Raw genomic sequence first — 19,481 nt, 5'->3', positions numbered from 1 at the left:
CGCGCATGCCCCGCACCCGCCTGACCGTCACTGTCCTCCTGACCGCGCTCTTGGCGGTCACGGGCGCGGTGCCGGGCGGGCGGGCGCAGCAGGCTGACCCCAGCCCGCCCGCCCAGGCGGTTCCTGCCGGGACGGCGCCGCAGCCGTCGCCCCCGGACACAGAGCCGGAGGTCGGGCCGGATGTGGCGCCGGACGCCGCGCCGGAGGCCAGTGCCGAGCAGTCCAGCCTGACCCTGGTGCGCCGCAGCGAGAAGGACGGCAAGGACCGCCGCATCGTGATCGTCAAGACCGGCACGGACGACACGACGGGCGTGTTCGCGCTGTGCCAGCCGCTCCCGGACGACCCGGAGGGCGCGCCGACCCTGGCGGTGTTCAGCGAGACCGGCGCGGGCGGCGTGCAGATCACCATCGACAAGAACGTGATCCGGGTGCCGCTGGCGGTGGTCACGCAGAACGCCCCGAAAGACGGGCAGGACGGCAGTGACGGCCGCGTGGAGGCCAGCGCCGGCAGCGGCCGCTTCCTGGAGCGCGAGGAGGTGCCGCCCGACACCACCGACCGCCTGACCCGCTGCGAGGTGCAGGCCACGCCCAGACCCGCGCCGGACACCGTGATCGTCACGCAGGGCCGCACGGAACTGCGCGGTCAGAAACTGCTGTACGACAGCGCCGACGGCGTGGCGCGCATCGACGGGCCAATTAAGTTCACGCGCCGCAGCGACACTGATCCCCTGACCGGTCAGAGTGACCGCATCGAGGTCAGCGTGGACGACGAGAAGACCACCCTGGTCGGGAACGTGGTGTTCAACTCGGCGGGTGGGCGGGTCAGCCGCGCCGCGCGGGTCGAGTACGACGACACCCGCAACGTGGCCCGCCTGTACGGCACGGCGGCCCAGCCGGCCGAGAGCGTGCAGGGCGGCGACACCCTGCGCGCCGGGGTGATCGTGTACGACCTCGACCGCAACGAGGTGTACGCCATGAAGGCCGAGGGGGGCACGATCACCGGGGAATTCACGGACTCGGACCCGGCGCCCGGCAGCCCTGGATCCAACAGCCCAGGACCCACCAGCCCGGCGCCCACAAACCCAGCGCCTGCCGGTCCAGCGCCTGCCGGTCCAGCGCCGGTCAGTCCGGGGCCGGTCAGTCCGGGGCCGGTCAGTCCAGCGCTGCCAGCGCGTCCCTGAGCACGGCGGCGCTGCGTTCCAGCGCCTGCCGTTCCGGCCCGGTCAGCGCGGGCGAGATGGTGTCCACCACGCCGCCCCGGCCCACCACGCGCGGCAGGCTCAGGCTCACGCCGAATTCCGGGGTGGGGGCGCTGACGGTCAGGATGCCGCGCCGGTCGCCCAGGACACGTTCGGTGATGCGGGCCAGCGCCGCGCCGATCCCGTAGTACGTGGCGTGCTTCCCGCCGATGATCTGCGCCGCCGCGCCGCGCGTGTCCGCGTCGATCTGCGCGCGGATCTCCGGCGTCCACTCACGGCCGCGCGCCGCCATGAAGTCCGCGACCGGCAGGCCCGCCACGCTGGCGGTACTCCAGGCCAGGACCTCGCTGTCGCCGTGCTCGCCCAGCACGTAGCCGTGGACGTGCGTGCCGTCCACCCCGGCGTGCTCGGCAATCAGGTGCCGGAAGCGGGCGCTGTCCAGCACCGTCCCGGACCCCATCACGGACGCGCCGGGTGCCAGTCTGGCGGTCAGGTCGGTCAGGACGTCCACCGGGTTCGTGGCGATCAGCAGCGTCGCGCCGGGCGCGGCCGCCACCACCTGCGGGATCAGCTCGCGGAAGATGGCGGCGTTCTTCTGGAGCAGGTCCAGGCGGGACTCGCCGGGTTTCTGGTTCGCGCCGGCCGCGACGATCACGACTGCGCTGCCCCGCAGGTCCGCCACCGGCCCGCTGCCGACGCGCACGCCGTGACTGACCGGCGCGGCGTGCGCGATGTCCTGCGCCTCGGCGCGGGCGCGGTCGCTGTTCTGGTCGGTCAGGATCACCTCGCTGCACGAGCCGCGCAGCGTCAGGGCGTACGCGGCGGTCGCGCCGACCAGTCCCGCGCCCACCACCCCGACCTTCACGCGCGTTCCTCGCGGCGCACCGTCAGGACCGGGATGCGGCTGCGCGCCACGATCTTCTCGGCGGTGCTGCCCAGGAAGAAGTGCTCAAGGGCGCCCTGCGCGTGCGTGCCCACCACGATCAGGTCCGCGCCCCAGCGGACGGCGGCGTCCAGCACGCCGGTCACGGGGTCACCGACCATCAGTTCGGTTTCCTCGTCCGGGCGGGCGAGCTGCGTCATGCGGGCGGCGTCGGCGTCCTCCAGGGTGTGCAGCAGGGTGGGGTCGGGCATGGCGGCGCTCACGCCGCCCATCAGGTCGGGGGCGGCGGTCACGCGGGCGTCGGTCACGTGGACCAGTCGCAGGGTCGCGCCGGGGAAACGGGTGCGGGCCACGCCCAGCGCGTGCGCGGACGACTCCGAGAAGTCCACGCCCACCAGGATGCGTTGAAAGTGGCCGGTCGCTGCCTGTTCGTGCTGGGTCATGCCCTGAACGTACACCCCGCTCCCGGTGGCCCGGCCGGAACATGAACGCCTCATGAAGGCGGCCGGTCGCGAGCCGCTCAGCGCAGCGGGACGCCCGCGCGGGCGTCCCAGCGCACCTGCGCCCGCCCCGCCGCCTTCGCCGCGTGCAGACGCAGGTCCACCAGCGCCAGCAGGTCGTCCAGGCTGGCGACCTCGTGCGACAGGGCCGCCCCACCACTGAAGGTCAGGGCCGGCAGGTGCGCCTGGAGCGGCAGGACCGCGCCGCTCAGCCGCTCCGTCACGCCGTACGCCTCCTGTGCGTCCACGCCGGGCAGCAGCAGCATGAATTCCTCGCCGCCCCAGCGGGCCAGCAGCGTGCCCGCCGGGAGCCCCGCGCCGATCAGGGCGCGCAGGGCCAGGCCGGTCCCGCGCAGCACCTGATCGCCGGTCGTGTGACCCAGGTGGTCGTTCACGCTCTTGAAGCGGTCGAGGTCCAGCATGACGAGCGCAAATTCCGCCCGGCGCGGCCCGGCGTCGGGCCACAGGGTCCGCAGTTGCGCCAGCAGCGCCCGCCGGTTCGGGAGTTGCGTCAGCGGGTCCGTCAGGGACTCCTGCTCGAACGCCGCCGCCTGCTGCTGGTGCGTGACGACGCGCTGCCCGAAACTGGCGACCATGCCCACCACGATGGTCACGCACGCCAGGTACGTCAGCAGCGTCACGTCCGGCGCGGGGCGGGTCAGGACCAGCGCCGCGAACAGCGCGTAGGCCGCGCCGGACAGCCCGGCCGCCAGCCGGATCGGCAGCAGCCCGAACCACAGCGCCACGGTCGCCGTGAAGGTCAGGTACGCCTGCGTGCCGACCGCCGGGGCCGATACCAGCGGCACGAACTCCGCCACGGTCGCCAGGGTCACGGCGCCCGCCACCGGCAGGTTCAGCCGCGTGACCGGCAGCCGCCTCCAGAGCAGCGCCCACAGGATCAGCAGCGACACGGCCAGCCCGGTCAGGAACGACGGCAGGTCCTGCCACTCGCCGCGCGGCACCTTCATGACCAGGATGCCCACGTGCGCGGCCGCCGACACGAGCGCCGCGAGCACGTAGGCCCGGCGCCGCACGGTTTCCGCATCCTGCACGGGGGTCTTCCAGTCCGTCACGCCCCCATGATCGGGGGGCGGGCGGCACAACTCTGTCACGCGCCGCCGCTCCGGGCGCACCCCCACAGGGGGCCGTTCCGGGGGTGGCCGGGGCGGCGGCCGGGCAGCGGTACACTGCTTCATGCAACTCCAGAGTTTCGGGGCGGCCCTCACGGTCACCGGCAGCATGCACCTCCTGACGGTCGGCGAGCGGCGCGTGCTGATCGACTGCGGCCTGTTCCAGGGCAACGACGACCTGGAGGCCCGCAACCGCGAGCCGCTGCCGTTCGACGCGGCGGGCCTGGACGGCGTGATCCTCACGCACGCGCACCTCGACCACGTGGGAAGACTGCCGCTGCTGGTGAAACTCGGGTACCGGGGACCCGTCCACTGCACCGAACCGACCGCCGCGCTGGCCGAGACGGTCCTGCTGGACTCCGCCCGCCTTCAGGTGGACGGCTACCGGCACGACCTGCGCCGCGCCCGCCGCCAGGGCATTCCCGACGAGCAGGTGCCGCCCCCGCTGTACGACGAGGAGGACGTCCACCGCGCCCTGGCGCTGCTGCGCCCCGCGCTGCGCTTCGGCGAGACGACCCGCGTGGCCGGACTGCGCGTCACGCCGCACCGTGCCGGGCACATCCTGGGCAGCGCGTACCTGCTGATCGAGAGCGGCGACGCCCGCGTGATCATGAGCGGCGACCTCGGCAACCGCGAGAGCGGCCTGCAACTGGACTTCACGCCGCCACCCCCCGCCGACGCCGTGGTCCTGGAAAGCACCTACGCCAACCGTACCCACCGCCCCTGGGCCGCCACGCTCGCCGAGTTCCGCGACGCGCTGCGCGGCGCCGTGCGGCAGGGCGGCAAGATCCTGATTCCCAGTTTCGCCATCGAACGCACCCAGACGATCCTGCACACCATCAAGAACCTGATGGACGCCGGCGAGGTCCCGCGCATCCCGGTCTTCCTGGATTCCCCCATGGCCGCCCGCGCCACGCACGAGTACTTCGAGTACGGCGACGAGCTGATCCCGGCCGTCCGCGACGCCCTCCAGGCCGGCGAGGACCCCTTCCGGCCCGGCACGCTGCACGTCGTGCCCACCAGCGCCGAATCGCAGCGCATCAACCGCTACGACGGCCCGGCCATCATCCTCGCCGGGAACGGCATGATGACCGGCGGCCGCATCCAGCATCACCTCAAGCATCACCTCTGGAAACCCAGCACCAGCCTGATCAGCGTGTCGTACCAGTCGCCCAGCAGCCTCGGCGGACGCATCGTGACCGGCGCCGACCACGTGCGCGTCATGGGCGAGGAAATCGCCGTGCGCGCCCACGTGTACACCATCGGCGGGTTCTCCGCGCACGCCGACCAGGACGACCTGCTGGCCTTCCTGGCGACCGCCGGCACCCCGCACGTCTGGCTGGTACACGGCGAACCGGACGTCATGGAGTCCTTCCTGCCGGTCCTCGCGGAACGCGGCCTGAAAGGCGACCTGGTCCCCGACCGGCAGCCGGTGGACCTGACCGGCCCCGGCTTCCCGGACGGCCGCCCGGCAGGCTTCACCGCGCCGCCCCGCGCCGGCGGTCACGGCGACGAGTGACGGACTGACCAGCCTACGCCGGGGTCCGGATGACCCTGGGCAGCGCCGGTCCCCGCGCGGTACTCTGTGACCTCATGAAACGTGCGCTGCCGCTGCTGCTGCTCGCCCTGACCGCCTGCGGTTCCAAGGGCATCGAGGGCGTCCAGACCTTCAAGTACCCCGCCGGTGACCACCGCAGCGGCTCCCTGATCTACGCCGAGAGCCCCCCGGCCGGCGGCCCGCACAACGCCAGCTGGCAGAACTGCGGCGTGTACGACCGCCCGCTGTACAACGAGTACGTGGTGCACAGCCTGGAGCACGGCGCCGTCTGGGTCACGTACCGCCCGGACCTGGACGCCGCCGGCCTGGACACCCTGAAGAAACTGGTCGAGGGCCGCCCCTACACCCTCCTCAGTCCCTACGAGGGCCTGGACACCCCGGTCGCCATGAGCGCCTGGGGCGCGCAGCTGAAGGTGGACAGCCCCGACGACGCCCGCCTGAAAGCCTTCCTCGACAAGTACGAGCAGGGCGCCACCGCCCCTGAACGCGGCGCGGCGTGCAGCGGCGCCTACAGCGGCACCCGCTGAGGGCAGGCCGCGACCCCACAGGGAAGGGGCCGGGAACAGCGCAATCTGTCCCCGGCCCCTTTCTCTACCTTCTGAACGGGCTCAGCCCTTGTTCTCGTCCTCGTCGAAGTACTCGAAGCGGTGCGGCCCGATCTCGACCGTGTCGCCCTCGCGTGCCCCGGCGCGTTTCAGGGCGTTGTACAGGCCCTGGCGTTTGAAGACGTTCCCCAGGTACTCCGAGGCTTCCTCCAGGTACCGCGAGAAGCGCACGATGCGTTCCTCGAAGCCCCCGCCGATGACCTTCCAGACCCGTTCCGGCTGGCCGTCGTTGATGATGCCCACGCCCTGCGCGGCCGGGTCGATGCGGAACTCGATCCGCAGGGGTTCCTCGCGCACCACGTCGGACTCGATGTCCAGCGCGTGCGTCTGCGCCCACAGTTCCCGGTCCGGCAGCAGCTGGAACAGCGACTCGCGCAGTTCCGGGATGCCCTGGCCTTCCTTGGCGCTCACGCGCAGCACCGGCAGGCCCGACCCGATCAGTTCGTCCTCGACCATCACGGCCAGGTCCTCGTCGACCAGTTCCACCTTGTTCAGCGCGACCAGCGCCACCTGCTCCAGCAGGGTCGGGTCGTATGACCGCAGTTCGGACTGCAACTGCGCCAGTTCGCCCATGGGGTCGCGGGTCACGTCCAGCACGTACACCAGCACGCGCGTGCGGCTGATGTGGCGCAGGAACTCCAGGCCCAGGCCCTTACCCTCGCTGGCGCCCTCGATGATGCCCGGAATGTCCGCCAGGGTCAGGCGTTCGTCGAGCGGGCTGCCGTGCGCGTCCAGGCGGTCCACGACGCCCAGGATGGGCGACAGGGTCGTGAACGGGTAGTCCGCGATGGCCGGGTTGGCGCGCGACAGGGCCGCCAGCAGGCTGCTCTTGCCGGCGTTCGGGTAGCCCACGAGGCCCACGTCCGCGATCAGGCGCAGTTCCAAGCGCACGCGGCGCTTCTGCCCCGGCGTGCCCAGTTCCGCGAACCGCGGGGCCTGACGGGTGCTGCTGGTGAAGGTGCTGTTCCCGCGCCCGCCCAGACCGCCGCGCGCGATGACCTTCTCCTGCCCGACCCGCACGAGGTCCGCGATGACCTTCCCGGTCTCCTCGTCGAAGGCGGTGGTGCCGACCGGCACGTCGATGTAGATGTCCTCGCCGTCGGCCCCCTGACGCAGGCGACCCTCGCCGTACGCGCCGTTCGGACCCTTGAACTTGCGGCGGCCCAGCAGCCGCTCCAGCGACTCGACGCCCTCGATGGCGCGCAGGACGATGCTGCCGCCCTTGCCGCCGTGCCCGCCGTCCGGGCCGCCCTTCTCCATGTACTTCGCGCGGTGGAAGGACATGCTGCCGTCCCCGCCGTTGCCGGCGGCCACCTCGATATTCAGAACGTCACGAAACGCCACTGCACTCACCTCTCCCTTCGGGGCAAGGTGCGTGCCGCGCGGCACCGTCCTCACCCTGCATGATTCATTGTGGCCCTGCGGCCACGGCCCGCGCAGGTCAGGGACCCGGCAGACCGTAAAAAAGCGCCCCACCCTTCACCGGGGCAGGGCGCTGAACTGCCTGAAAACCCGCGACCGGGAATCAGTCAGCGGCGAGTTCGGTCGGCACTTCGATGCTGATGAAGCGGCCCTTCGCGCCACGGTTGGTGAACACGACCTTGCCGTGCTCCAGGGCGAACAGCGTGTGGTCGCGGCCCATGCCCACGTTCGGGCCGGCCTTGAACTTGGTGCCGCGCTGGCGGACCAGGATGTTCCCGGCCAGCACCTGCTCGCCGCCGAATTTCTTCACGCCCAGGTACTTGGGCTGGCTGTCACGTCCGTTCTTGGACGAACCTACGCCTTTCTTGTGTGCCATGTCGGTGTCCTCCCTTAGCCCTTGATGCCCAGAATCTTGATGGCCGTGTAGTCCTGGCGGTGGCCAGTGCGGCGGCGGTACTGCACGCCGCTCTTGTACTTACGGATGTAGATCTTCTCGCCGCGGCCGTGCTCGACCACTTCGGCGTTCACGACGAACTTGCTGACGGCGTCGCCGAACAGGGCCTTGTCGCCGCCCACGAAGAGAGGGGCCAGGTCGAGCTTGTCGCCCGCTTCGCCTTTCAGGCTCTCGACGCGGATCACGTCGCCTTCCTGAACGCGGTACTGCTTCCCGCCGGTCTGAATGATTGCAAACATTGTGATTCCTCCTGCCGCGCGGCCGGGAATCGCTGCCCCGGACGGCTTGGACCTTGTCGCGCACCCGCACAGGCGGGTCACCAAGCAAGAACTGTACCACAGGCCGGGGGTGAAACACACGGGAACACACCCGGCCGTCCGGAACTCAGGCGACGGAAGGCAGGGAGTCAGGCAGTTCACAGCCGGGTTCCGGCGCGCGTGACGCGGCCCGGAGCGGTGTGAGTTGCGTGCGTGTTCCCGTCTTCCGTGAACGTGTCCTCGCGGTACACGTGGACTCGCAGGGCGAGCCGACTGTCTGCCTGACCTCCAGCGCCGCGCCGGCCCCGGTCGGGGGCGCGGACACAGCGGACCCCCCCAGCATACCACCGTCCCCCCCCGCCGGGTACCCCCGGTCCGGCCGGGGCGGCCCGCAACGCCCGCCGGCCCCGCCGCGTACCGGGGGTGTGATCGCACGTATCCGTTCCGGCTGGCGCGACTCGCTGGCGCTGCTGTTCGCCCTCGGGGACCGCCGCACGCCCGCAGGCGCGAAACTCATGGCGGCCCTGGCCGTCGCCTACGCCCTGCTGCCGCTGGACCTGCTGCCGGACCTGACCCCGGTGCTGGGTCTGGCCGACGACGTCCTGATCGTCCCGACCCTGCTGGCCCTGGCCGCCCGCACCCTGCCCGAACCCGTCCTGACCCAGGCGCGCGGTCGCAGCCTGCGCGTGCAGCGCCGCCTGCCCTGGCTGATCCCCACCGGGATCGCGGCGCTGCTGCTGCTCATGGCCCTGGGCGGCTGGCTGCTGTGGCGCGCCGTGAGCGGCTAACCACCCATTAACCGCCGCGCGTACACTGGGCCGCATGAGACTGCTGCTCGTGGAGGACGACGCCCGGATCGCGCAGCCGACCCTGGGGGCGCTGCGCGAGGCCGGGTACGCCGTCACGTGGGCGCAGACCGGCCCGGAGGGGCTGGAGGCGGCGGCGCTGGGTGAATTCCCGCTGGTGGTGCTGGACGTGATGCTGCCCGGCATGGACGGCTTTCAGGTGGCGCGTGAACTGCGCGAGCAGGGCGTGGATTCGGCCGTGCTGTTCCTGACGGCGCGCGGGGAACTGAGTGACCGTGTGCAGGGCCTGGACCTGGGCGGGGACGCCTATCTGGTCAAGCCGTTCGCGATGCCGGAACTGCTGGCGACGCTGCGGGCCCTGTCGCGCCGCGAGCGGGGAGCGGGCGCGCCGCGCGTGACGTTCGCGGCGGGGCGCGGGACGCTGGACACGGTGGCGCGCACGGTTGCCTGGGACGGCGCCGAGGTGGCCGTGACGGGCCGCGAGTACGCGCTGCTGGAGGCGCTGGCACTGTCGCCCGAGCGGTGGTTCACGCGCGAGGACCTGATCGACCGGGTGTGGGGCCCGGAGTTCGGCGGTGAGGCGCGGATCGTGGACGTGTACGTGCGGTACGTGCGGCGCAAACTGGCGCCCGAGGCGATCAGTTCCGAGCGTGGGCGCGGGTACCGCGTGGAACGCTGAGGCGCGGCGTGCGGCTGACCCTGCGGGCGCGGCTGGCGGTGTGGGCGGCGCTGGCGACCGGACTGGCGGTGGCGCTGGTCGCGGCCGGGCTGTTCTGGTCCGTGAACGGGTTCCTGCGGCAGGCTCAGGAGGCGCGGCTGCTGAGCGTCGTGGAGGCCGTGCAGGGCCGCGTGGAGGGGCTGCTGCGGCCGGGGCGGGAGGATCTGGTGGGCGCGCTGCTGGGCGTGGCGACCGTGTCGCAGCGTGATCTGGAGCGCGTGGCGGGCGCCGTGGACCGCCGGGGCGTGGACCTGCGGGTGGTGGCGGCGCGCGGCCCGGAACTGGTGTCGGTGGGCACGGCGTCCTTCCCGGCGGGCGTGCCGCTGACCCTGCGGGCCGGTCCTGGCGGGTACCTGAGCGCGGACGGCGCGCACCTGATCCTGGTGCGGCCCCTGCGGGGGGACGCCGCGTTGCAGGTGGCGGTGGACGCCCGCTCGCTGGCCGAGGCGCGGCAGGCCTTCGTGCGGGCGCTGGTGTGGCTGTTGCCGCTGGCGCTGCTGTTCTCGCTGCTGGTCGGGTGGGTCGTGGCGGGCCGGCTGCTGCGGCCGGTGCGGACCCTGGAGAACGCGGCGCGGTCGGTGGGGGAGGGCGGCGACCTGCGCGTGCCGCTGCCCGGCGCGGGTGACGGGGACGAACTGGCGCGGCTGGCCCTGACGCTGCAACAGAGCTTCGCGCGGCTGGCGGACGCCCGTGACCGCGAGCAGGGGTTCCTGCGGGCGGCGGCGCACGACCTGCGCTCGCCGCTGGCGGCCCTGACGGCGCGGGTGGAGGGCACCCTGGCCCGCGACCGGGACGCCGCGCGGTACCGGGCGGACCTGCGTGAGATCGGGACGGACATCACGCGGCTGTCCACGCTGGCCAACCACCTGCTGCTGCTGGCCCGCGATCCGGGGGCCGCGCAGCGCGCGCCGGTGCCGCTGCTGGACCTCGCGGCGGACGCCGTGGACCGCGCCCGTGAACTGGACCCCATGGCGGACGTGGACCTCGTGGCGGGCGGGCCGGTCACCGTGGCGGGCGACCGGGTGCTGCTGGGGCAGGCGATCTGGAACCTGACCACGAACGCCGTGCGGCACGCCCCGCAGGCGACCGTGACCGTCACCGTGCAGGGCGGGCCGGGCGGCGCGACCGTGACGGTGCAGGACGACGGCCCCGGCGTGGACGCCGCCACGCTCGCGCGGCTGGGCGAGGCCTTCTACCGCCCGGACGCCAGCCGCGCGGCCGACGCTTCGGGGGTGGGCGGGCACGGGCTGGGGCTGGCGCTGGCCCGGCACGTCGCGCAGCTGCACGGCGGCACGCTGGAACTGCGCAGCGCGCCGGGGCAGGGGTTCACGGCGGCGCTGCACCTGCCGGCCTGAGCGGCGGGGGGGCGTGGGCAGCGGGCGGCGCGGTCTGCTACCCTGGGCGGCAATGACGCAAACGGATGCAACGCCCTGGAGCGCCGTGGTGCTGGGCGGCGGTGACCCCGGCGATCCGTTCGCGGCGGCGCACGGCGTGAAGGTCAAACCCCTGATTCCCGTGGCGGGCGAACCGATGGCGCTGCACGTCCTGCGCGCCCTGCGCGGCAGCGGCCGGGTGGGGCGGGTCGCGTACGTCGGGCCGACCACGCCCGAACTGGACGACCTGATCGACGAGCGGGTCACGGACCACGGCACGCTGCTCAGCAACCTGGAGGCCGGTGTGGACGCCCTGCGCGCCGCCGGTCTGCAACCCGGCGAGCGGGTCCTGGTCGTCACGGCGGACGTGCCGATGCTGCGCGACAGCGAGGTCCGCAGCGTGCTGGACGACGCGCCTGCCGGGGCGGGGCTGGTGTACCCGGTGGTGCGCCGCGAGGTGTGCGAGGCCGCGTACCCCGGCGTGAAACGCACCTACGCGCGCCTGCGTGACGGGACCTTCACGGGCGGGAACCTGTTCCTGCTGGACCCGGCCCTGATCGGCCAGTTCCTGCCGAGGCTGCGTGAGGTTCTCGCGGCGCGCAAGGCCCCCCTGAAACTCGCGGGCCTGATCGGGCCGGGTGTGCTGCTGCGCCTCGTGACGGGCCGCCTGAGCGTGGCGGCGCTGGAGGCGAAGGTGTCGGCGCTGCTGGGCGTGCCGGCGCGGGCGCTGATCACCCCGCACGCGGCGGTCGGCACCGACGTGGACAAGGACGCGGACCTCACGCTGGCCGAGGCGCAACTGACCGGGCGACCGGGCGCCGGAACCTGAACCGCGTCCCAATCCTGACCCGCCGGGTCGGTTTTGCGCGCCTGAACGTCAAAAAACCTGTCTGTTCTGCCCTTGCGGGGAAGGGGGCGGGTGTGCATACTGTTCCTCATGCCTCACGTGATCGTAAGCCCCTGCATTGGCGTCAAGGACCAGGCCTGCACCGAAGTCTGCCCGGTGGAATGTATCTACGACGGCGGCGACCAGTTCCTGATCCACCCCGACGAGTGCATCGACTGCGGCGCGTGCGTGCCCGCCTGCCCCGTCAGCGCCATCTTCCCGGAAGAGGACGTGCCCGGCGGCGAGGAAGACTTCATCGCCAAGAACCGCGTCTACTTCGGCCTGTAAGCCACACCGGCCCGATCACGCCCGGCCCGGCTGCAAGTGGAGCCCGCGCCCAGTCCTCATCCCCGAAACCCTCACCCGCGTGGTGGGGGTTTTCGTCTGTCTCCCAGACGGATTGCCGCCTGCCTCGCCGACAATCCGAGTCCGTATCAGGCGCCCCTGACCGCTGCCTTGCCCGGACCGCCCTGCCAGGGCTAGCATGACCGGCGCGCCGACGCCACAGGCCAGCCGCGCCCGCAGGAGGTGACCGTGAACCCCGAACCGCTGGACGCCGAACCGCCCAGTCCCGCCCGACCACCCCGAGTGGCCGAGGCCGGCCCTCACGCTCCCCCTGGAGGACGCGCCATGCCCCACCCCCCCCGAGCCGCCGCATGCTGACGTACTACCGCAGCATCGGCGGGAAACTCACCCGCACGGACGGCTACACCGACGGCTGCTGGATCAACGCCGCCGACCCGACCGCCGAGGAACTCGCCCGCGTCGCCCGCGAGACCGGCCTGGACCTCGACTACCTGTCCTACCCGCTCGACCCGGACGAACGCTCCCGCTTCGAGCGGGAGGACGGGCAACTGCTGATCATCATGCAGACCAGCTACCGCCTGCCCGAGGAGAGCGACATTCCCTACGACACGGTCCCGCTGGGCATCCTGCACACCGACCACTGCGTCGTGACCGTGTGCGCCCTGCCGGAAAACCCGGTCGTGAAGGACGTGCTGGGCGGCCTGGTGCGGCGCGTCAGCACCAGCAAGAAAAACCGCCTGACGCTGCAACTGTTCCTGCGCAACGCCCAGAGATTCCTGATCGACGTGCGGCAGATCAACAAACGCGTGGACGCCATCGAGGACAAACTGGAGAACAGCCAGCAGAACCGCGAACTGCTGAACCTGCTGAAACTCGAAAAGAGCCTCGTGTACTTCCTGACCGGCCTGAAAGCGAACGAGGCCATGATGGAACGCGTCAAACGCGACCGCATCTTCGAGATGTACGAGGAGGACAGCGACCTGCTCGACGACGTGCTGATCGAGAACCTCCAGGCGATCGAGATGGCCTCCATCGCCAGCAACATCCTGACCAGCATGGCCGGCGCCTTCGCCAGCGTCATCAGCAACAACGTCAATCAGGTCGTGAAGGTCCTGACCGTCACCACCATCCTGGTCGCCATTCCGACCCTGGTGACCAGCATCTTCGGCATGAACGTCCCCCTGCCCTTCCAGGAAAACCCGGAAGGCATGTGGATCGTGCTGGGACTGGCCCTCGCGCTGGCCGGCACCCTCGCGGCCCTCTTCTACCGCCTGCGCGTGCTGTAGGGGTTGATGGGTTGATGGTGAACAGGAGATGGTTGATGGATGGGGCGACCCTCCATCAACCATCAACGTTCAACCTGCTTCTCTTGTCAATCTTTGCTGACGTACAGCAGCGCGCCGAACAGCGCGAGGTTCTTCAGGAACTGCCCCTGCTGCTGCGCGCGTTCCTTACCGTCCTTGTCCCAGAAGGGGTGACCGATGACCGTGGTGGGCACCAGACTGGTCGCCAGGGCCACGCTGGCCGCGCGTGGGGCCAGGCCCAGCGCGAGAAGCGCCCCGGCGCCCACCATGACGCCGCTGTTCACCTTGACGGCCAGTTCCGGTTCCGGCACCTCGGCCCCGCGCGCGGCTCGCACGATGGGGTCCGGGTTCTGCAGGTGGTCCAGGCCGTTCTTGATGAAGATGCTCGCGAGCAGCGCCCGCCCGATGAATCTCGTCACGCTCATGGGTAACCTCCTTGGAACTTGTCCCGGAGTCTACCGCAGCCGCCCGCCCCGCCCCGGTTGGTCGGGCGTCGCGCGGCGTTCACATGCCCTGAATGACCGATAGTTGCCGCGTCAGGTCCGCCATGACGCCCTGCACCGCGAACGCCCCGGTGGACAGCAGCCGCACGTACTCCTCCTGCGTCAGCGCGCCGTCCTCGGCGCCGCCCTGCACCTCGATGATCAGGCCCGTGTCGGTGGCGACCACGTTCAGGTCCGCGCGGGCCACGCGGTCCTCGGCGTAATCCAGGTCCACGCGGACCTCGTCGCGCAGCAGGCCCACGCTGATCGCGCCGACGTTGTGCGCGATGGGCCAGTCGGTCAGCTGCCCCTTCTGGATCAGGCGGTCGCAGAAGTCATGCAGCGCCGCGTGCCCCGCCAGGATGCTCGCCACGCGCGTCCCGCCGTCCGCGACCAGCACGTCGCAGTCCACGTACAGCGTCTGGTTCCGGAAGTGCCGCAGGTCCATGCTGGCCCGCAACGCCCGCCCCAGCAGCCGCTGGATCTCGTAACGGCGGCCGTCCTGAAGGTTCCGTTCACGCGCCTGCCGGTCGGTCGTGGCGCGCGGCAGCATGGAGTACTCGGCGGTCAGCCAGCCTTCCTTGCTGCCCCGCATGTGCGGCGCGGCCTTGTCCTGAATGCTGACGGTCGCCATGATCTCGGTCCGGCCCATGATCAGGTGCGCGCTGCCCGGCGCGTGCGGATTCACACCGCGCTTGACGGTCAGCGGGCGCGGCTCCAGAAGAGTGCGGCCCTCGCGGACCGGGAGGGGCTGGGGAATGCTGCCTTTGGATGGTGTGCTCATGTCTGGATGGACTCAATTCTGGGCAGCGGGGCCGCCCGGTTGATTTGACCGTCAGTATAGACCCCGCCCGCGACCCTACCGCCCGCAACCATGCCGTCCACGGGCATACCAGCGGCCGCCAGCAGCGCCGCCATCACCGGCGCCGACCGCGCGGCGTCCCCCGTCACCAGGAACCGCTCCTGACCGCCCGCCTCCCGCCCGGACAGCAACCCCCGCTCCGTCAGCACCCGCCGCGTGTGCCGCGCGACCGCCGGGCCGCTGTCCAGCAGCGTGAACGCCTCCCCGAACTCGGCGCGGATACTGCCCGCCAGGAACGGGTAGTGCGTGCAGCCCAGCACCAGACCGTCCGCCCCGGCCTGCGCCACCGGGGTCAGCACCTCGCGCAGCACCTCACGCGCCCGCGCCGAATCCGCCTGCCCCGCCTCGACCAGCGGCACCAGTTCCGTACTCACGGCCCGCACGACCCGCACGCCCGCCGGGTCCGCAAACTCACGGATCACGTCCGCCAGCAGCGTCCCGCGCATCGTGCCCGGCGTCGCCAGCACCCCCACCACCCCAGACCGGGTCGCCAGGACCGCCGGTTTCACGGCCGGGACCAGCCCGATCACCGGCATGTCGAACCGCGAACGCAGGTCACCCAGACTGAACGCCGACGCCGTGTTGCACGCCACCACCACGCCCTTCACACCCCGCGCGTGCAGCGCCGACACCGCCCGCGCCGTCAGCTCCCGGATCTCGTCGTCCGGCCGCGCCCCGTACGGCACGTGCGCCGTGTCGGCCAGGTACAGCAGGTCCTCGCCCGGCAACGCCCGGCGCAGGTCCGCCAGGACACTCAGGCCCCCCACGCCACTGTCGAACACGCCAAGCGGTGCGTCACTCATCGCGCCTGATGATACGGGCTGAACGGTCAGCCCAGCTTCGCCAGCTGCTTGGCGAGTTCCGTGACGGCCAGCACCGTGAAGATCAGCGTACAGACGATCATGGCGGCGTTACTCCAGGCCCGGTTGCGCCACTCCCCTGGGGTGCGGTCGGTGTTCAGCAACCACAGCAGCGTCACCGCCAGGAACGGCATGAACAGCGCGCCCAGCACCCCGTACGCCAGGATCAGCGCCACGGGCTGCCCCGCGAACATCATCACCATCGGCGGGAAGGTCAGCCACAGGATGTACCAGCGGTAGTACCGGCCGCCCACGCGGGTGTCCGCGTGCCCGGACGCCAACCCGCGCGACCGGCCCACGAAATCCGCGAACATCAGGCTCACGCCGTTCCACACGCCCAGCAGGGACGACATGGCCGCCGACGCGAAGCCTACCAGGAACACCTTGCCTGCCCAGGGACCGTAACGTTCGGCCAGCACGTCCGCCAGCGACAGCAGGCCCTTGTCGCCGCTGGCGATGGCGATCCCGGACGAGTACAGCAGTTCGGCACCCACGATCAGGGTGGACACCACGAACAGGCCGGTCACGATGTACGCCACGTTGTTGTCGAGCCGCATGACCCGCATGAACTGCGGCGTGTGCCAGCCCTTCTCGCGCAGCCAGTACCCGTACGCCGCCAGCGTGATCGTGCCGCCCACCCCGCCCGCCACACTCAGGACGTTGATCAGGCTGCCGTCCGGCAGGCTGGGCACCAGCCCGCGCAGCAGGGCCGGCAGGTTTGGCAGGGTCAGGGCCGCCGCGCCCACCATCGCCACGAACATCAGGCCCACCATGACCGCCATCACCCGCTCGAACAGCGCGTAGCGGCCCCACCACACCAGCGCGAACCCGGTCAGGCCACACAGGATGCCCCAGGTCGTCACGCTGAGCGCCGGGAACAGGCTGTGCAGCGGCAGCCCCGTGCCGGACATGGCGGCCGCGCCGTACACGAAGCCCCACAGGACGATGTACGGCCCGAAGTACCACGAGGTCCAGCGGCCCAGCGACTGCCAGCCCTCGAAGATCGTGCGGCCGGTCGCCAGGGAGTAACGGCCGGCCCCCTCGACCAGCACGATCTTCAGGACGCAGCCCAGCACGGCCGCCCACAGCAGCGCGTACCCGTACTTGCTACCCGCCACCAGCGTGGCCACGAGATCGGCGGCGCCCACACCGGTCGCGGCGACCAGCAGGCCCGGTCCCAGCACCTGCCAGCGCTGCGGGGGAGAATCGGTGGAACCATTGAGATCCGACATGGGCACTCCTTTTGGGAACGCACCCGGCCGTCACCGCGCCGGGAAGTCGGCGGGGCGCGCAGGGGCAGACGATGAAATCAGGGGGGAAGCTACCACCCCGAGCCCCTCAGCTCCCGCCGGACATGTCGTTTCTGAAGGGACGCTGAAGGCCGCAGACGAAAGACGGACAGGATGACCCTGCCCGTCCGTGCGGCTGCCCCGCTGTCCTGGGGCTATTGCCGGTTTAGATGAAAGTCCGTATTACAGCTCGGCCAGTGCCTCCCGCAGCGTGTCGCCCAGCGCGCGGATGCCCTGCGTGATCTGGTCGGGCGTGGCGTTGCTGTAACTGAGGCGCATGGTGTTCTGGCCGCCGCCCAGTGCGTAGAAGGGGCTGCCGGGCACGTACGCGACCTTGCGCTGCACGGCGCGGGGCAGCAGCGCCTGGGTGTCCACGCCGTGCGGGAGGGTCAGCCACAGGAACATGCCGCCCTGCGGGGTGGTGTACTCCACGCCGTCCGGGAAGTCGGCGCGGATGCGGTCCAGCATCAGGCGGGCGCGTTCGCCGTACGCCTGCCGGACCCGTTCGATCTGGCGGGGCAGGACCTCCTCCACGAGTTCCGCGACGATCATCTGGTTGAAGGTCGGGGTGTGCAGGTCCGCGCCCTGCTTCGCCTGGATCAGTTTATTGATGATCGGCGCGGCCGCCTGCACCCACGCGTCGCGCAGGCCCGGCACCAGCGTCTTGCTGAACGAACTGGAGTAGATGACGTGGTTACGGTCGGCGTCTCCGTGCAGGTCCAGGCCCAGGCTGTACAGGCTGGGGGCCGCCTCGCCGGTGAAGCGCAGCTGCCCGTAAGGGTCGTCCTCGATCAGCAGGACGCCGTGCTGCGCCGTCAGTTCCACGAGGCGGCGGCGACGCTCGGCGCTCAGGGTGCGGCCGGTGGGGTTCTGGAAGTTCGGCACGGCGTACAGCAGCTTGGCGTTCAGGCCGGGCAGCAGGGCCTCCAGGGCGTCCACGTCGATGCCCTGTTCGTCGGTGGGGACCTGCACGTATCGCGGCCCGTACGGCTGGAAGGACTGCAGCGCGCCCAGGTACGTGGGCGCCTCGACCAGCACCACGTCCCCCTCGTCGATCAGGACCTTGCCGAGCAGGTCCAGGCCCTGCTGGCTGCCGGTCACGATCTGCACGTTCCGCGCCGGGATGCCCGCCTGCGCCCCGATCCACTCGCGCAGCGGCGGGTGGCCCTCGGTGGTCGAGTACTGCAACGCCGCCGGGCCGTACACGTCCAGCACGCGGTTGCTCGCGGCGCGGACCTCGTCCAGCGGGAACAGTTCCGGGGCGGGCAGCCCCCCGGCGAAGGAGATCACGTCCGGCTGCTGCGTGACTTTCAGGATCTCGCGGATGGCGCTGGCGTTCATGCTCTGCGCGCGGCGCGACAGCGTCCCGGTCAGGTCGAAAGCCGTGGGGGAGGGGGAAGAGGTCATGCCTGCCATGCTACGCCCCGGCCCGCGCCCGCGCCGACCTGTCTATTGTTCCCGGCCCAGACATGTGGACGGCCCCGTCCGTCCGCCGGTTCCGGCAGGTAAAGTGAAAGGCGACTGTAAGGAGGTCTTCTCATGCTCGTGACCGGTAATGACATTCTGGTTCCCGCCCGCGCCGGCAAGTACGGCGTCGGCTCGTTCAACACCAACAACATGGAGATCACCCAGGCGATCATCCACACCGCCGAGCGGCTGCGCAGCCCCGTCATGGTGCAGATGAGCGAGGGCGCCATCAAGTACGGCGGCCAGGACCTCGCCAACATCGTCATCGACCTCGCCCGGCGCGCCACCGTGCCCGTCGCGCTGCACCTCGACCACGGCAGCTCCTACGCCTCGGCCCTGAAGGCCATCAAGATGGGCTTCACCAGCGTCATGATCGACGCCTCGCACCACGACTTCGAGGGCAACGTCAAGGAGACCAAACGCGTCGTGGAGGCCGCGCACGCCATGGGCATCAGCGTGGAAAGCGAACTCGGCCGTCTGGGCGGCATCGAGGAACACATCGTCGTGGACGAGAAGGACGCCTTCCTGACCGACCCCGAGGAAGCCGTGCAGTTCATCGAGCAGACCGGCACCGACTACCTCGCCATCGCCATCGGCACCAGCCACGGCGCCTTCAAGGGCAAGGGCCGCCCCTTCATCGACCACGCCCGCATCGAGAAGATCGCCGGCCTGACCGGAATCCCCCTCGTCGCGCACGGCAGCAGCGGCGTCCCGCAGGAGATCGTCGAACGCTTCCGCAAGGCCGGCGGCGAGATCGGCGACGCGGCCGGCATCGCCGACGAGGACCTGCAACGCGCCACGGGCTTCGGCATCGCCAAGGTGAACGTGGACACCGACCTGCGACTGGCCAGCACCGTCGGCATCCGCGAGGCCCTGGCCGCCAACGCCAAGGAATTCGACCCTCGCAAGATCTTCGGCCCGGCCCGCGAGGTCATGAGCCAGGTCATCGAGCACAAGATGCGCGTGCTCGGCAGCGTCGGCAAGGCCTGAACCCGGCCCGCCCCAACCCGCGACAGACCCGGCAGGCCGCGCCGCAGGGCGAGTGAGGGTCACGCGGGCTCCGGGATGGCGACAACACACGGAGCCTGACTGATTCCCCGCTGACGCCACCCTCACACAC

General features: G+C 71.3%; 21 protein-coding genes. 10 read left to right on the top strand and 11 right to left on the bottom strand.

The genetic code is table 11. The annotated features are described in order from the left end of the window. The first annotated feature begins 5 nt into the window (after positions 1-5). Positions 6-1,181, top strand: coding sequence for an LptA/OstA family protein (locus CBQ26_RS19180; protein ID WP_143342209.1), 1,176 nt, complete (start codon positions 6-8; stop codon positions 1,179-1,181). On the opposite strand, the gene CBQ26_RS19175 is transcribed toward CBQ26_RS19180, so the two are convergent. The 3 genes from CBQ26_RS19175 to CBQ26_RS19165 all read right to left on the bottom strand — a co-directional run bounded on the left by CBQ26_RS19175 (position 1,153) and on the right by CBQ26_RS19165 (position 3,655). Further along, positions 1,153-2,064, bottom strand: coding sequence for a lactate/malate family dehydrogenase (locus CBQ26_RS19175; RefSeq protein WP_088250210.1), 912 nt, complete (start codon positions 2,062-2,064; stop codon positions 1,153-1,155). The genes CBQ26_RS19180 and CBQ26_RS19175 overlap by 29 nt on opposite strands. Further along, positions 2,061-2,525, bottom strand: a complete 465-nt coding sequence (locus CBQ26_RS19170; protein WP_088250209.1) for a universal stress protein — start codon at positions 2,523-2,525, stop codon at positions 2,061-2,063. Before CBQ26_RS19170 ends, CBQ26_RS19175 begins: the two co-directional genes overlap by 4 nt. Positions 2,526-2,602: 77 nt before the next feature. After that, entirely contained in the window at positions 2,603-3,655 is a 1,053-nt protein-coding gene (locus CBQ26_RS19165; RefSeq protein WP_172418177.1) for a GGDEF domain-containing protein, read from the bottom strand. Positions 3,656-3,776: 121 nt separating this feature from the next. Between CBQ26_RS19165 and CBQ26_RS19160 the strand changes: the two genes are divergently transcribed. Then, positions 3,777-5,231, top strand: a complete 1,455-nt coding sequence (locus tag CBQ26_RS19160) for an MBL fold metallo-hydrolase RNA specificity domain-containing protein (protein WP_088250207.1) — start codon at positions 3,777-3,779, stop codon at positions 5,229-5,231. Between the two features lie 74 nt (positions 5,232-5,305). Beyond that, a complete protein-coding gene (locus CBQ26_RS19155; RefSeq protein ID WP_088250244.1) occupies positions 5,306-5,797 on the top strand; it encodes a thioredoxin-like domain-containing protein in 492 nt (163 codons plus the stop codon). Between the two features lie 81 nt (positions 5,798-5,878). Here CBQ26_RS19155 and obgE read toward each other — a convergent pair whose 3' ends face one another. The 3 genes from obgE to rplU all read right to left on the bottom strand — a co-directional run bounded on the left by obgE (position 5,879) and on the right by rplU (position 7,990). Next, positions 5,879-7,219 (bottom strand): GTPase ObgE, encoded by a 1,341-nt coding sequence (obgE, locus tag CBQ26_RS19150; RefSeq protein ID WP_088250206.1) that lies wholly within the window; start codon positions 7,217-7,219, stop codon positions 5,879-5,881. A gap of 181 nt (positions 7,220-7,400) precedes the next feature. Further along, positions 7,401-7,673: a 50S ribosomal protein L27 gene (gene rpmA, locus CBQ26_RS19145; RefSeq protein ID WP_055363609.1), complete on the bottom strand. Its 273-nt coding sequence runs from the start codon at positions 7,671-7,673 to the stop codon at positions 7,401-7,403. A gap of 14 nt (positions 7,674-7,687) precedes the next feature. Continuing rightward, complete coding sequence (rplU, locus tag CBQ26_RS19140) at positions 7,688-7,990, bottom strand: 50S ribosomal protein L21 (protein WP_088250205.1); 303 nt, start codon at positions 7,988-7,990, stop codon at positions 7,688-7,690. Between the two features lie 443 nt (positions 7,991-8,433). Between rplU and CBQ26_RS19135 the strand changes: the two genes are divergently transcribed. The 6 genes from CBQ26_RS19135 to CBQ26_RS19110 all read left to right on the top strand — a co-directional run bounded on the left by CBQ26_RS19135 (position 8,434) and on the right by CBQ26_RS19110 (position 13,383). Beyond that, the gene (locus tag CBQ26_RS19135) at positions 8,434-8,796 is read left to right on the top strand and encodes a DUF1232 domain-containing protein (protein ID WP_088250204.1); all 363 of its coding nucleotides are present in this window, start codon (positions 8,434-8,436) and stop codon (positions 8,794-8,796) included. A gap of 34 nt (positions 8,797-8,830) precedes the next feature. Further along, a complete protein-coding gene (locus CBQ26_RS19130; RefSeq protein WP_088250203.1) occupies positions 8,831-9,493 on the top strand; it encodes a response regulator transcription factor in 663 nt (220 codons plus the stop codon). An 8-nt stretch (positions 9,494-9,501) separates the two neighbouring features. Continuing rightward, positions 9,502-10,887, top strand: a complete 1,386-nt coding sequence (locus CBQ26_RS19125) for a sensor histidine kinase (RefSeq protein WP_088250202.1) — start codon at positions 9,502-9,504, stop codon at positions 10,885-10,887. A 52-nt stretch (positions 10,888-10,939) separates the two neighbouring features. Then, positions 10,940-11,734 (top strand): NTP transferase domain-containing protein, encoded by a 795-nt coding sequence (locus CBQ26_RS19120; protein WP_088250201.1) that lies wholly within the window; start codon positions 10,940-10,942, stop codon positions 11,732-11,734. 108 nt (positions 11,735-11,842) lie between these two features. Next, positions 11,843-12,079 carry a ferredoxin gene (locus CBQ26_RS19115; protein WP_055363590.1) on the top strand — a complete coding sequence of 79 codons (237 nt, stop codon included), beginning with the start codon at positions 11,843-11,845 and terminating at the stop codon, positions 12,077-12,079. Positions 12,080-12,447: 368 nt separating this feature from the next. Further along, a complete protein-coding gene (locus CBQ26_RS19110) occupies positions 12,448-13,383 on the top strand; it encodes a magnesium transporter CorA family protein (protein WP_088250200.1) in 936 nt (311 codons plus the stop codon). Between the two features lie 86 nt (positions 13,384-13,469). Here the strand turns inward: CBQ26_RS19110 and CBQ26_RS19105 are convergent, their stop codons facing one another. The 5 genes from CBQ26_RS19105 to CBQ26_RS19085 all read right to left on the bottom strand — a co-directional run bounded on the left by CBQ26_RS19105 (position 13,470) and on the right by CBQ26_RS19085 (position 18,301). Beyond that, positions 13,470-13,826, bottom strand: a complete 357-nt coding sequence (locus CBQ26_RS19105; protein WP_088250199.1) for a DoxX family protein — start codon at positions 13,824-13,826, stop codon at positions 13,470-13,472. Positions 13,827-13,905: 79 nt separating this feature from the next. Further along, a complete protein-coding gene (rph, locus tag CBQ26_RS19100; protein WP_088250198.1) occupies positions 13,906-14,667 on the bottom strand; it encodes a ribonuclease PH in 762 nt (253 codons plus the stop codon). Then, on the bottom strand, positions 14,664-15,548 hold the full coding sequence (murI, locus tag CBQ26_RS19095) for a glutamate racemase (protein WP_088250197.1): 885 nt from the start codon (positions 15,546-15,548) through the stop codon (positions 14,664-14,666). The genes rph and murI overlap by 4 nt, the downstream gene beginning before the upstream one ends. 26 nt (positions 15,549-15,574) lie before the next feature. After that, positions 15,575-16,837 (bottom strand): Nramp family divalent metal transporter, encoded by a 1,263-nt coding sequence (locus CBQ26_RS19090; protein WP_088250243.1) that lies wholly within the window; start codon positions 16,835-16,837, stop codon positions 15,575-15,577. 240 nt (positions 16,838-17,077) lie between these two features. Then, positions 17,078-18,301 (bottom strand): aminotransferase-like domain-containing protein, encoded by a 1,224-nt coding sequence (locus CBQ26_RS19085; RefSeq protein ID WP_088250196.1) that lies wholly within the window; start codon positions 18,299-18,301, stop codon positions 17,078-17,080. Positions 18,302-18,433: 132 nt separating this feature from the next. On the opposite strand from CBQ26_RS19085, the gene fba reads away from it, so the two are divergent. Then, entirely contained in the window at positions 18,434-19,351 is a 918-nt protein-coding gene (gene fba, locus CBQ26_RS19080; RefSeq protein ID WP_088250195.1) for a class II fructose-1,6-bisphosphate aldolase, read from the top strand. The last annotated feature ends 130 nt before the right edge of the window (positions 19,352-19,481 follow it).

The sequence above is a fragment of the Deinococcus indicus genome (assembly GCF_002198095.1).
GTDB classification, from domain to species: domain Bacteria; phylum Deinococcota; class Deinococci; order Deinococcales; family Deinococcaceae; genus Deinococcus; species Deinococcus caeni.
This window is presented reverse-complemented; position numbering and strand designations above follow the sequence as displayed.